Here is a 13602-nt window from a genome sequence, read left to right on the forward strand (position 1 = left end):
GCCCCCGCCGCTCGGCGATCCTCCCCGCTCAGGTCGCGCGCAGCGCGTCGTAGACGGCGGTTTCGAACGCGAGATAGCCGGGGAAGGAGATCGGATCGCCAAAGGGCAGGATCTGGGTCGCCCAATAGCCGCCGATGCCGTTGTGCCGGTCGATCCAGTAGAAGCTGTTGGCGAGCCCCGCCCAGCCGATGGCCCCGGCCGGGCGGCCGGTCGGGGCCTCCTCGGTGTTGACCATAAACGTGTATGACCAGTCCTTGCCGAGGCCCGGGAAGAACTCGGCGTCATTCGACAGGGACGGGATGACGCCGGGCAGCATCGTCACCTTCTGCGGCGGCACCAGCGCGCCCTTGACGGCCCAGTCCACGGTCTCCGGCTTCAGCACCCGCCCGTTCGGGCCGTCGCCGTCGTTCAGCCACATGCGGATGAACTTCATGTATTCCGGCACGGTGCCGTAGAGACCATGCCCGCCCATGTCGATCTCCGGGTTGTCGGGCAGGGCGAAGCCGTCCATCGGGTCGAGCGCCATGCCGTCGCCACGGGCGTGGATGGTCGCGCTCCGGTCCTTCATCGCGTCGCTGCGGGTAAAGGCGATCTCGTTCATGTCCAGCGGATCGAAGACCCGCTCGCGCATGACCTCGCCAAGGCGCTTTCCCCGGATGCCCTCGACCACTTGGCCGACCCAGTCGATATTTGTGCCGTATTCCCACTTTTCGCCCGGATCGAAGAGCAGAGGCGTCTCCAGCGCCGCGCGCGTCCCGGTGACCACCGAGGGCTGACCGTGCTCTTCGGCCATGCACTTGTACATCTCGTTGAAGAAGTCGTAGCCGAAACCCGCGGTGTGCAGCATCAGCTGCCGCGTGGTGATCTCGGTCTTCGGTGCGCGCAGGCGCGGCTGCCCTCCGGCATCGAAGCCTTCGAGCACCTGCGCCTCGCCCAGCCAGGGCGCGTAGTCGCTGGCCGGCGCATCGAGGTCCAGAAGACCGTCCTCGACGCATTGCAGGGCGCAGGTGCCCGCGATGGCCTTGGTGGTCGAGAAGATGGCAAAGACGGTGTCCTCGGTCATCGGGTGGTCACCGAGGCGGCGGTCTCCGGCGGCACCGGAATAGATGTCACGCTCACGGTCGGTCACCATGGCGACGACGCCCGGAACGCGGGTCGATCCCTCGGTCACCTTGGTCAGAACCGCGTCCAGCGCGGATGCGAGATCTTCGGTATGGATGTCCTTCATCTTGTCCTCCCATTGAACATGCGAGAACCAGGATGCCTGCTCGCCAGGGCGGCCGCTGTCATCGAACGGCAGCGCCTGTTCGCGTTCGGAAGCCAAATTGCGCGCGTCAGCCGCTCTTGCGCCTGCGGGTCTGGGAGGGCGTCTCGCCGAAGCGCGCGCGGTATCGGCCCGCCAGCGCGCCGAAATTGCTGAAGCCCCAGGCGCTGGCGATCGCTGTCACGGTCATCTCCTCGGGCAGGGTTTCGAGGTCCTGCCGGAAGCCCTCCAGCCGCCGCGCCGCGAGAAAGCCACGCGGGGACAGGCCGCGAAACTTGCGGAACCCTCCCGAGAGCGTGCGTGCGGTGACCCCGACGCGTGCTGCCACATCGCCGATCGACGGCGCCTCGCGCGCCTCGGCGGTCAGGATCTCTTCCGCCCGTCGGACATATCCCGGAGCGGCACAGCGTGCGCCGGTCTCCAGCGACAGGCCCGCCGCGCCGGCCCATTGGCGCAGAAGCTCGACGCAGAGGATTTCCTCGATATGGCGCGCCATCGCCGTCTCGTGCGAGCCGCCATCGGCACGCACCAGCGTCCGCGCCGCGTAATCAAGCAGTGACAGCCAGGCCGATCCCGGCCCGCCGAACTTGACCCGGCGGGTCCAGAGATCGTCATCGGGGACGAAGCCGTACCAGCGCTCGGCGGTGTCTGCCATGACCTGATGCGGGATGGTGAGGTTCAGCTGCATGTGGTCCGGGTCGCCCTCGAGCCAGTAATCGGTGCGTGAGCAGTCCACCACGAAGCTCTCCCCAGCTCCGGTGGGGACCGAGCCGCCGTCGGTCTGGTGGTCGAGCGCGCCCTTGAGCGTGTTCAGCACCAGGATGTTCCCGGCCTCAGGGTCGAAGCGGTCAAGATGAATGCCCGTGCCGTAGGAAAAGCGGGTCATGGTCACCCGCCCGGCTCTTGCCGAGATCATCGTGGCATCCGGGTGTGCGTGCCTAACAAGGGGCCTGACCTGATAGGGCATGTAGACCGTCTGACAGAAAGCCTCGACCTCGTCCCAATCCATCGAGCGCGTCGCGCCGCCATGATGGATCCGTCGGCCTTCGGCATCCCGCACGAGGGCATCTTCCAACAAAATCCCGCTCCTCCTCGCGATTTCGATGAGCGCCGAAGGTAACACAGTTTCGAGCTGGATCGATCTACTTTGGCGGCGGCTGGGCGGGTTGCGGCGGCAACCTGCGCAAGTCCACCGGCCTGCAAGCCCCGTGGTCGCGCAGCGACAGGCGGCCCGTTCGGCGCCCGCCAACGCTGATGCGGACGCCATGGCGCGCCGTCTTCGACCGAAGACGCCGGATGCCAAGCATCGTGAGCGAGGAGGAAATGCCCGCGCGTGCCGGCACGTCCCGACCCGTCAGCCGAATGGACGCGTTGCGGCAAGCCGGCTCGCCCTAGTCGGCGGAGTGTCGCGGATATCGACCAAAGTTCATCCGGCGTTTGCGTTGGCCCGTGGTAGGGTCGGTGTCGAGGAGGGGCACGCATGATCGGGAGCAAGCATATCGAAGAGATCGCGCAGGTCCTGGATGGTCTTGCCACCGGGCGTGACAGCTATGTGGATGCGTCCTGGCGGCGCTGTGTCGAACTCTACGGGATGGATCCCGAGCGCAGCGAGCCCGCCCATATTGTCACCGAAGCCGAGTTCCGCGCCCATCGTGATCAGGCTGACTGGATGATCGGCGCAGCCCGCGCGAGCCTGCAGAGCCTCTTTCGGCAGGTTGCGGGGCAGAATTACGTGCTGCTGCTGACCGATGCCAAGGGCGTCTGCGTCGACTTCTTCGGTGACAGCCTCTTCGCGGACGAGCTGCGCGGGGCGGGGCTTTATCTCGGCTCGAACTGGTCCGAGGATCTTGCCGGAACCTGCGGCGTGGGAGCTTGCATCGTGACCGGCGAGCCGGTCACGGTCCATCAGGACGACCATTTCGGAAATGCCCACACCGCGCTCTCCTGCACCTCTGCGCCGATCTACGACAGCCTCGGCCAGCTGGCCGCGGTGCTCGACATCTCTTTGCTGCGCTCGCCCTCGCCGAAAAGCAGCCAGAACCTTGCCATGTCGCTGGTGACTGCGGCGGCGCGGCGGGTCGAGATGGCCAACCTGATGGCCGCGAGCCGTCGCGAATGGGTTTTGAGGTTTTCCTCCAGCCCGGAGTTCCTTGATGTGGACCCCGAGTGCGCGGTTGCTCTTGACGGCTCGGGCCGGGTGATCGGGGCAACCCATGCCGCGACACGGATGCTCTCGCGTGGGGGGCAGTTGATCGGAGAAAAGATCGACGGTCTGCTCGGGATCAGCGTCGACGATCTTCCCGACCTGATGCGTGATCGCCCGACCGAAGAGCGTGTCGTGGCGCTTGGCGATGGCGGTGCGGTCTTCGGTCACGCGATCGCGCCACAGGCTCCGCGCCGGCCACCGGGGACGACGGTCTCCCGCAGCTCCGGCGGCGTCCTGACCGGGCTCGCGGGCAGTGATCCCGGCATGGACCGCCTCTTGTCGCGGGTGGAACGGCTCGCGCCGACAGAGGTTCCGCTGGTGCTCTGCGGAGAGAGCGGCAGCGGCAAGACAAAGCTCGCCCGCGCCGTTCACATGGCCTCAGGGCGGGGCGGATTCGTTACACTGGACTGCGCTGGGATGCAGGCCGACGAGATGGCCTCGGTGATCGAGGTGCAGCCCCGACCTGCGACGCTGCTGCTTCGGCGCATCGAGGACCTTTCCGAGACAGCCGCGCTTGCGCTGCCCGGGCTTCTGGATGCGCATTCCGACCTGCGACCGATCGCAACCAGCGGCCTCTCGCCAAGTGCTCTTCTTTCGCACGAGATCCTGCCGTGCGCGCTCTATCACCGACTTGCCGGGGCTGTCTTCGAGCTGCCGCCGTTGCGCGAGCGGCAAGATCTTGGCTGGCTGATCGAGCGGCTGCTGTGGCGGCGGTCCGGCGGCGAGATGCGTCTCACGCCGTCGGCCCGCGCGGAACTGATGGCCCGCGACTGGCCGGGTAATCTGCGCGAGCTGGGCAATGTTCTCGACGTGGCCTGTGCCTTGGCCGAAGGCTGCGTGATCGACCTGCCGGATCTGCCCGAGCCGCCGCGGCCCTGCGCCGAGGAGCAGAGCCTCGAGGCGGTGCTCGACGCCTGCAATTGGAACATGGCCCGCGCCGCACGGCGGCTCGGGGTGAACCGCTCGACGGTTCTGCGCCGGATCCGCAAGGAAGGGTTGCGCGCGCCGAACTGACGCGTTGCGCGGCGTTGCGTTTGCAACATGCTGCGATGCCGCAATCTGAGAGGCAGCCAAAATTGTCGGATTCGCGTGGCCCGAGGGCGGCAGGGCTCGCCACACTCTCCTCATCACATTGCCTATGAGGAGGATACGCAATGCTCGACTCGACCGTCACCGCCGAAGTGCAGGACATGCTCGACAGCCTGAACGCCGCCCTGGAGGAGGGCGACGCGCAGGCTGCCAGTGCACTCTTTGCCACCGACAGCTACTGGCGCGACCTGATCGCCGTCACCTGGAACCTGAAGACCGTGGAGGGGCCCGCCGGCGTGCAGGACATGCTCGCGGCCCAGCTCAAGCACACCAAGCCGCGCAGCTTTGCCATTCAGAAGGGAGAGCTCCCTGGAGAGGATGGCGGCGTCATCACCGCGTGGATCACCTTCGAGACCGCCGTCGGGCGGGGCTGGGGGCTGATGCGCCTGAAGGACGGCCGCATCTGGACGTTGCTGACAGCGCTGCAGGAGCTGAAGGGGTTCGAGGAAAACCGCGGCAAGCGCCGCCCGATGGGGGCCGAGCACGGTGCCGCGAAGAACCGCAAGTCGTGGAAGGAAAAGCGCGAGGCGGAGGCGTCCGAGCTCGGCTATACCGAGCAGCCCTATACCGTCATCATCGGCGGCGGGCAGGGCGGTATCGCGCTTGGCGCGCGGCTGCGGCAGCTCGGCGTGCCGACCATCGTGCTCGACAAGCATGACCGTCCGGGCGACCAGTGGCGGTCGCGGTACAAGTCGCTCTGCCTGCACGATCCGATCTGGTACGATCACCTGCCGTATATCAAGTTTCCCGACAACTGGCCGGTCTTCACGCCCAAGGACAAGGTCGGCGACTGGCTCGAGATGTACACCAAGGTCATGGAGATCAACTACTGGACCCGGTCCGAGGTGCAGAAGGCGGCCTATGACGAGGCCACCGACACATGGGAGGTCAAGGTCAATCGCGACGGCGAGGAGGTGACGCTGCGCCCGACCCAGCTGGTTCTGGCGACCGGCATGTCGGGCAAGGCCAACATCCCCTCCTTCCCGGGCATGGAGAGCTTCAAGGGCACGATCCAGCATTCCTCGCAGCACGAGGGGCCGGACGCGTGGACCGGCAAGAAGGTGGTGGTCGTCGGCTCGAACAACTCGGCGCACGACATCTGCGCTGCGCTCTGGGAGGCCGATGCCGACGTGACGATGGTGCAGCGCAGCTCGACCCATATCGTGCGCTCGGACACGCTCATGGAGATCGGCCTCGGCGCGCTCTACTCGGAGGACGCGGTGGCCAGCGGCATGACGACCGAGAAAGCGGACATGGTCTTTGCCTCGCTGCCCTACCGGATCATGCACGAGTTCCAGATCCCGCTCTACGACCAGATGAAGGAACGCGACGCCGAGTTCTATGCCGGGCTTGAGAAGGCCGGGTTCGATCTCGACTGGGGCGATGACGGCTCGGGCCTGTTCATGAAGTACCTGCGCCGCGGTTCGGGATATTACATCGACGTAGGCGCCAGCCAGCTTATCATCGATGGCGAGGTGAAGCTGGTGAAGGGGCAGGTGGAACGCTTCGACGAGACCGGTGTGGTGCTGGCCGATGGGACGCATCTCGAGGCCGACCTCGTGGTGATGGCCACGGGCTACGGCAGCATGAACGGCTGGGCCGCGGATCTCATCAATCAGGAGGTGGCGGACAAGGTCGGCAAGGTCTGGGGCCTTGGCTCCGACACCACCAAGGATCCCGGCCCCTGGGAGGGCGAACAGCGCAACATGTGGAAGCCGACCCAGCAGGAGAACCTGTGGTTTCACGGCGGCAACCTGCACCAGTCGCGGCACTACTCTCTGTATCTCGCGTTGCAACTGAAGGCCCGGATGGAGGGCATCGACACCCCCGTCTACGGCCTGCAGGAGGTGCATCACCTGTCGTGATGCCCTCTCCGGCGCGCCGCGATGGCGCGTCGCGCGCCCGGCCAGTCCTCCCGCCGGGCGCATCCTTTCTGACATCGGAGAAAAAACATGAAAGCAGCACGTTGGCATGGCGTGAAGGATATCCGCGTCGAAGATATCGCAGACCCGCAGCCCGGTAAGGGCGAGGTGAAAGTCAAGGTTGCCTGGACCGGAATCTGCGGCAGCGACCTGCACGAGTATCTGGCCGGGCCGATCTTTGTGCCGGTGGACGAAGACCACCCCCTGAGCCACGACAAGGCGCCGATCACCATGGGGCACGAATATTGCGGTACGGTCGCCGAGCTGGGCGACGGCGTCACCGACCTCGCGATCGGCGACCGCGTCGCGATCGAGCCGATCTTTGCCTGCGGGGCGTGCCCGGCCTGCCTCGAGGGCAAGTACAACCTTTGCGACAGCCTTGGCTTTGTCGGCCTGTCCGGCGGACATGGTGGTTTCGCCGCGCACAGCGTCGTGCCCGCGCGCATGGTCCACAAGATGCCTGAAGGACTGTCGATGGAACAAGGCGCGCTCGTAGAGCCTGCGGCCGTCGCACTGCACGCTGTGCGCCTGTCCAGGATCAAGGCCGGTGACAAGGCCGCCGTCTTTGGCGCGGGCCCGATCGGGCTTCTGGTGGTGGAGTCGCTGCGCGTGGCCGGCGCCTCTGAAATCCACGTCGTCGAACCGTCGCACGTTCGGCGACAAAAGGCGCTGGATCTCGGCGCGACATCGGTGATCGATCCGACGGCGACCGACGCCGTGGCTGACATCCGCGCCGCCACGGGTGGGGTGCATGTCGCCTTCGAAGTGACCGGTGTGCCTCAGGTCCTGCCGCAGTGCATCGACGCGACCCGCCACGAAGGGCAGGTTCTGGTCGTTTCAATCTGGGAACAGGAGGCCTCCTTCCAGCCCAACACGGTCGTGCTCAAGGAGCGACAGGTGCAGGGCACCATCGCCTATCGCAACGTCTATCCGGCGGTGATGGCGCTGATGACCCAAGGATATTTCAGCGCCGATCAGCTGGTCACGAAGCGCATCGCTTTGGAGGATATCGTCACCGAAGGTTTCGAGGCACTGGTCGCGGAGAAATCTCATGTGAAGATCCTCGTCGAGGCACCCGGCTGACGCCCCACCAGAGAGAAAGCCGGCCGCCCGGAAAACGAAGGGCGGCCGGCGTCCCGCAAATCGCGACAGGCTGGTCACAGGCCTGCGCCGACATGCCGCGAACATTCTGGTTCATGTGCACGCCCGATCACACTTCCGAATTGCAGGTGTGAGCCCGGTCCGGCAGGATCACGTGTCGCCTTTCCCGACAGTGCCGTTTCTTGTGTGGATGGCCGCGCATGGCGGCCATCCCCGCGGACGACCGGACGTGCTGGTCAGCCGCCGGAGGTTGGTGGAAGGGACCAGCCCTTGCCCGCAGCGACCTGCAGTCTTGCCCAACTTGCCGCGAGATCCCGCACGCTGGATGCCAGCGTCAGGCGGGCGGCGGCGAGAGAGCGTTGGACCTCGAGATAGTCGAGCAGGGTTGTCGTTCCTCCTTCGTAAGTCGTGCGCGACAGCGCCACGGCCCGCTCGAACGAAGCCACGCTGCGCCGGTAGCCGGCGACCGCGCGGCGGTCGCGCAGGACGTCGCTCTGCGCCGCCTGCACCTCCTCGACTGCGCCCAGGACGGCGCCGCGCCACCCGAGTTCCGCTTGCTGCGCCTGCGCCACGGCGGCGTCGCGATTGGCGCGCAGCACGCCTTGGTTCAGCACCGGGATCGACAGTTGTGGCCCGTAGCTCCAGCTGTTCACGCCTTCGAAAGTGGAGACCGTTCCGCCAAGCCGCAGAGACGGGTAAAGCTGCGCCTCGCTGACCCCGATGCGGGCCGTTGCGGCGGCAAGCTCGGCCTCGGCCGCGCGCAGGTCGGGGCGGTTGCGCAGCAGATCCGCCGGAACTCCCGCCGAGGCGCTGCTGCCGGGACGGGGCTGGGCGGCGCCGCGTTGCAGGCGGGCCTCGAGACCCTGCGCGGGCTGCGCCAGAAGCGTCGCGATGGCATAGGTCGCGGCGTAGTAGCCCTGTTCGAGACCGGGCAGCGTGGCCTGCGCCTCGTCGAGCGCCGCTTGCGCCTGTGCCTCGTCCAGCGCGGTGGCCGCGCCCGCCTCGCGCTGGCTCTGGACGAGGCTGAGCGTATCGCGCCGGGTTGCCACGGTCTCGCGACTGATCGCGAGTGCGTTCTGGTAGTAGCGCAGGTCGATGTAATTGCTGACAAGCGCCGAAAGCAGCGCCAGCCGCGCGGTGCCGACGCCCAGCTCTGCCGCTTGCAGGTCGGCGAGCGCCGCCTCGCGGGACCGCCGCTCGCCGCCGAAGAGATCGAGCATCAAAGCCGGGGCGAAGATCGCGCCGGAGGTGTTGGTGGTGCCGGAGATCTCCTCGCCGCCGGCGCGGATGGTGTCCGCCGTCAGGCCGCCGCTGACCTGCGCCGGCAGGCCGGTCGCGCGGGCGGCGGCCTGCGCCTCGGCCACGCGGCTCAGCGCGGTCCGGATGTCGAGGTTCTGGCGCAGGCCGGCCTGCACGAGTTCACTCAACAGCGCATCGTCATACGAGCGCCACCAGGATTGCAGTGCGGCATCGCCCACCGGCTGCGCATCGCCTTCGGCAAAGGTGGCCGCAAGCGGCTGGATCGGGGGTTCATGATCGGGGCCGACGGTGCAGGCGCAGAGCGCCAGCACGGCCGGAAGGAGGGCGTAACGTATCATGGTCTGTCTTTCAGAAAAGGACGGGCAGGGCGGTCAGTCCTGCGCAGGCGTGCCGAGGCGCTTGTGGGTGCCGGTGAGCTTCATCACGAAGACGAAGAACACCGGCGCGAAGATCACCCCCAGAACGGTGGCCGAGATCATCCCGCCCACCACGTTGATGCCGATGGCGTTCTGGCTGGCCGCCGAGGGGCCGGTGGCGATGGCCATCGGGATCACCCCCATGGTGAAGGCCAGCGAGGTCATCAGGATCGGGCGGAAGCGCAGGCGGCAGGCCTCGACCGTGGCGTCGATGAGGCCCTTGCCTTCGGTGATGAGATCCTTGGCGACCTCGACGATCAGGATGGCGTTCTTGGCCGACAGCCCGACGATGGTGATGAGGCCCACGGTGAAGAACACGTCGTTCGACAGCCCCGTCAGCGTCACCGCCGCCACCGCCCCGATGGCGCCCATCGGCACGATCAGCATCACCGCCAGCGGGATCGACCAGCTTCCGTAGAGCCCCGCGAGGCAGAGGAAGACGAAGAGCACCGACAGCCCGATCAGGATCGGCGCCTGACTGCCGCTCTCGATCTCCTGCAAGGATTGCCCGGTCCACTGGTAGCCGAAGCCCGCAGGCAGCTCTGCCGCGATGCGCTGCATCTCGGCCAGCGCCTCGCCCGAGGAATAGCCCGGCGCGGCCTCGCCGTTGATGCGGATCGACGGGTAGCCGTTGTAGCCGACGATCTGCGACGGGCCGAAGCCCCACTCGGCGCTGGCAAAGGACGACAGCGGCACCATCCCGCCCTGCACGTTGCGGACGTTGAGCTTCAGCACCTCCTCGATACTGCTGCGCGCCTCTGCCTCGGCCTGCACAATGACGCTTTGCATCTTGCCGTCGTTGGGGAAGTCGTTGACGTATCCCGACCCGAGCGCGACCGAGATGGTGCGGTTGATCTCGCCGAAGGTGACGCCGAAGGCATTGGCCTTCTCGCGGTCCACGTCGAGACGCAGCTGCGGCCCCGGTTGCAGCCCTTCGATGTACATCTGCCCGAGGATCGGACTTTCGGCACCCGCGCCCATGATCTGGCCGGCTGCCTGTTGCAGCGCGGCGTTGCCGAGGTTGGCGCGGTCCTGGAGCCGGAAGCTGAAGCCCGAGCCGGTCCCGAGGCCCTGAATGGGGGGCGGCGAGATGGCGAAGGCAAAGCTGTCGCGGATCGAGAACAGCATCCCCGACAGTTTCCCGGCAAGCGAGGCCGCGCCCAACTCGGGGCTTTCACGCTCGGCCCAGTCCTCCAGCGTCACGAAGCTGACGGCAGAGTTCGGCCCCTGGCCCGAGAAGGAAAAGCCCTGGATCGTCACCACGTCGGCCACGCCCTCGGTGCCCATCGCGAAGGCCTCGGCCTGCTTGGTCACTTCGCGCATGCGGAACGAGGTCGCCTCGGGCGGCGATTGCATCGACGCGATGAGATAGCCTTGATCCTCCTGCGGCAGGAAGGCGGCGGGGATCTGCACGTAGACGTAACCAAGCCCCGCCACCAGCGCGGCATAGATCACCATCATCCGCCCCGAACGGCGCACGAGGCCCCGCACGCCCCCGGCATAGCCTTTGGAGGCGCGGTCGAAGTTGCGGTTGAACCAGCCCGCCGGGCCCTTGCGGGCATGGCCTTGGCCCTTGGGGATCGGCTTGAGGAAGGTCGCGCAGAGCGCCGGTGTCAGCGACAGCGCGAGGAAGGCCGAGAAGAAGATCGACACCACCATGGTGAGCGAGAACTGCTGGTAGATGATGCCCACCGAGCCGGGGAAGAAGGCCAGCGGAATGAACACCGCCATCAGCGCCAGCGTGATGCCGACGATGGCACCCGAGATCTGGCCCATCGCCTTCTTCGACGCCTCGCGGGGCGAGAGCCCTTCCTCGGACATGATGCGCTCGACGTTTTCCACCACCACGATGGCGTCATCGACGAGGATGCCGATGGCGAGGATCATCGCGAACATGGTCAGCACGTTGATCGAAAAGCCCGCCGCCAGCATCACCGCCAGCGTGCCCGCCAGCGCGATCGGCACCACCAGCATCGGGATCAGCGTGTAGCGCAGGTTCTGCAGGAAGATCAGCATCACCACGAAGACCAGCGCCACCGCCTCGAGCAGCGTGTGCACCACCTTCTCGATGGAGGCCGACACGAAAGGCGTGGTGTCATAGGGAATGGACGCCTCGACGCCTTCGGGGAAACCCGCCGACAGCTCGTCGAGCAGGGTCCGCACGCCTTCGGCGGTGTCGAGCGCGTTGCCGGTGGGCGAGAGCTGAATGCCGATCTGCGCGGCTTCCTCGCCGTTGAGATAGGCCTTGAAGGAATAGAACTCGGCGTCCATCTCGATGCGCGCCACGTCAGACAGGTGCACGATGGAGCCGTCCTCGCCCGCGCGCAGCACGATCTGGCCGAACTCCGCAGGGGTGCGCAGCTGGCCGGTGACCAGAAGCGTCGCCTGTGTCTGCTGGCCCTCGGGCGCGGGGTCGACGCCGACGGAGCCCGCCGAGACCTGCGCGTTCTGTTCCGAAATGGCGGCGGTGATGTCGGTGACCGACAGATCGAGCCCGACAAGCTTGGCCGGGTCGATCCAGACCCGCATCGCCCGTTCGGCCGAGAACAGCTGCGCCTTGCCGACACCCTCGACCCGGCGGATTTCGTTCAGCACGAAGCGGGTGGCGTAATCGGCGAGACCGACGGAATCGTAGCCCGACCCCGGAGCGCCCGCGAGCGAGACGAACATCAGGTAGCTGCTGCCCGCCTCCTCGACCAGAAGCCCCTCCTGCTGCACCTGCGGCGGCAGCGAGGATTCCACCCGGCGCAGGCGGTTCTGCGTTTCCACCACGGCCTGCGACACGCTGCTGCCGGAGGCGAAGGTGACGGTGATGGTCACCGCGCCCGTCGCCTCGGAGGTCGACTCGAAGTAAAGCAGGTTCGGAATGCCGTTCAGCTCTTCCTCGATGGGGCGGGTGACCTGTTGATAGAGGTCCTCGGGCGAGGCCCCGGCGAAACGGGTGGAGATGGTGACCTGCGGCGGGGCGACATCGGGATATTGCGCCACCGGCAGCGACGGCAGCGACAGCGCCCCCGCCAGCGTGATGAAGATCGCGATGACCCAGGCAAGCACCGGGTTGTCGATGAAGAAACGTGCCATGGATCGGGCCTCAGTTCGCGGCTGCGGGCTGCAGCGCGTCGATGGCGCGGCTGCAGGTGTCGGTGGGCGCATCCTCCGCGCCCGCGGGATCGGTCCAGCAGACCGGGGTGACCGGCGCCCCGGGGCCAATCTTCTGGAACCCGTCGACGATCACCATGTCGCCGGGGGCAAGACCCTCTTCGATGGTGAGGCTGTTGTCGTCGCTGCGCCCTTCCGAGACGGGGCGGGGCGCGACAGTTCCGTCTTCGGCGACCAGCATCAGCTGCGCCTGACCCGAGGCGTCGCGCCGCAGCGCCTGCGCCGGGACGACCAGCGCCGCCTCGCGCACCGCCTGTGCCACGCGCACGCGCACATACATGCCGGGCAGCAATGTGCCGTCGGGGTTGGGCACCTCGGCGCGCAGCGTCACCTGCCCGCTGGAGCGCTCGACCGACGCCTCGGAGAACAGCAGCTTGCCGGGGTGCGGGTAGAGCGAGCCGTCGTCGAGATAGAGTTGCACCTCCGCGGCACCGGGGGCCAGCTCGGTGATCTCGCCCGCTTCCATCGCGCGGCGCAGGCGCAGCAGTTCCGACACCGGCTGCTGCATGTCGGCATAGACCGTATCGAGCGCCTGGATCGTGGTCATCACCTCGCCCTGTGCGCTCACCAGCGCGCCCTCGGTGGTCAGCGCCCGGCCGGTGCGCCCGGCAATGGGCGCGCGCACCTCTGCGTATCCGAGATTGATCTCGGCGGCACGCAGCTGCGCCTGTGCTTCGGCCAGCGCGGCATTGGCCTGAAGCACGGCGGTCTGCGCGGTATCGAGATCCGCTTGGCTCGCGACATTGCGAGACCGCAGGGAACTCAGGCGCGTTTCGGTCTGGCGGGCGTCGGCAACTCCTGCCTCGGCCCGTGCGACGGTGGCGCGGGCGGCGTCGACGGCGACCTCGTAGGGCTGGCGGTCCAGCTCGTAGAGCACGTCGCCCGCCTCGACGGTGCTTCCTTGCGTGAAGACGCGGGCCTCGACGATGCCGCCGATGCGGGGGCGGACCTCGGCGACGCGGGTGGGGCTGATGCGGCCCGGCAGCTCGGAGGCCACCTCGACGCGCTGCGGTTCGGCGACGATGACACCGACCGAGGGCGGCGGATAGCCCTGCGCCCCGGCAGGAGCAGGAGCAAGCGCCAGAACGGCAAGCAAGGGAAGGGCGGCACGGCGCGCGGGCCGAGGGATCGGGTACATATCGGAACTCCGGGGAAAGGGCCGCCGGTCGGCCCTCCGCGGTCGGA

At 67.4% G+C, this 13602-nt stretch carries 8 protein-coding genes; 3 read left to right on the top strand and 5 right to left on the bottom strand.

The features are described from left to right. Positions 1 to 28 precede the first annotated feature (28 nt). Both acmB and R2601_RS13475 read right to left on the bottom strand, forming a co-directional pair. Positions 29 to 1228, bottom strand: a complete 1200-nt coding sequence (gene acmB / locus R2601_RS13470; protein WP_040545372.1) for a methyl acetate hydrolase AcmB — start codon at positions 1226 to 1228, stop codon at positions 29 to 31. Positions 1229 to 1334: 106 nt separating this feature from the next. Further along, positions 1335 to 2342: an AraC family transcriptional regulator gene (locus tag R2601_RS13475; RefSeq protein WP_050768415.1), complete on the bottom strand. Its 1008-nt coding sequence runs from the start codon at positions 2340 to 2342 to the stop codon at positions 1335 to 1337. Positions 2343 to 2744: 402 nt separating this feature from the next. Here R2601_RS13475 and R2601_RS13480 point away from each other — a divergent pair, with 402 nt between their 5' ends. The 3 genes from R2601_RS13480 to R2601_RS13490 all read left to right on the top strand — a co-directional run bounded on the left by R2601_RS13480 (position 2745) and on the right by R2601_RS13490 (position 7564). Next, on the top strand, positions 2745 to 4484 hold the full coding sequence (locus R2601_RS13480; RefSeq protein WP_007799259.1) for a sigma-54-dependent Fis family transcriptional regulator: 1740 nt from the start codon (positions 2745 to 2747) through the stop codon (positions 4482 to 4484). Positions 4485 to 4624: 140 nt separating this feature from the next. Continuing rightward, positions 4625 to 6424, top strand: a complete 1800-nt coding sequence (locus R2601_RS13485; protein WP_007799260.1) for an NAD(P)/FAD-dependent oxidoreductase — start codon at positions 4625 to 4627, stop codon at positions 6422 to 6424. An 87-nt stretch (positions 6425 to 6511) separates the two neighbouring features. Beyond that, positions 6512 to 7564: a 2,3-butanediol dehydrogenase gene (locus R2601_RS13490; protein WP_040544717.1), complete on the top strand. Its 1053-nt coding sequence runs from the start codon at positions 6512 to 6514 to the stop codon at positions 7562 to 7564. 254 nt (positions 7565 to 7818) lie between these two features. On the opposite strand, the gene R2601_RS13495 is transcribed toward R2601_RS13490, so the two are convergent. Genes R2601_RS13495 through R2601_RS13505 form a run of 3 tightly spaced genes read right to left on the bottom strand, consistent with a single transcriptional unit; the run spans position 7819 to position 13555 of the window. Then, positions 7819 to 9180: an efflux transporter outer membrane subunit gene (locus tag R2601_RS13495; protein WP_007799263.1), complete on the bottom strand. Its 1362-nt coding sequence runs from the start codon at positions 9178 to 9180 to the stop codon at positions 7819 to 7821. Between the two features lie 33 nt (positions 9181 to 9213). Further along, positions 9214 to 12339: a multidrug efflux RND transporter permease subunit gene (locus R2601_RS13500; protein WP_007799265.1), complete on the bottom strand. Its 3126-nt coding sequence runs from the start codon at positions 12337 to 12339 to the stop codon at positions 9214 to 9216. 10 nt (positions 12340 to 12349) lie between these two features. Continuing rightward, positions 12350 to 13555 (bottom strand): efflux RND transporter periplasmic adaptor subunit, encoded by a 1206-nt coding sequence (locus R2601_RS13505; RefSeq protein ID WP_007799266.1) that lies wholly within the window; start codon positions 13553 to 13555, stop codon positions 12350 to 12352. Between the last annotated feature and the right edge of the window lie 47 nt (positions 13556 to 13602).

The sequence above is a fragment of the Salipiger bermudensis HTCC2601 genome (genome assembly GCF_000153725.1).
Taxonomy (GTDB): Bacteria; Pseudomonadota; Alphaproteobacteria; order Rhodobacterales; family Rhodobacteraceae; genus Salipiger; species Salipiger bermudensis.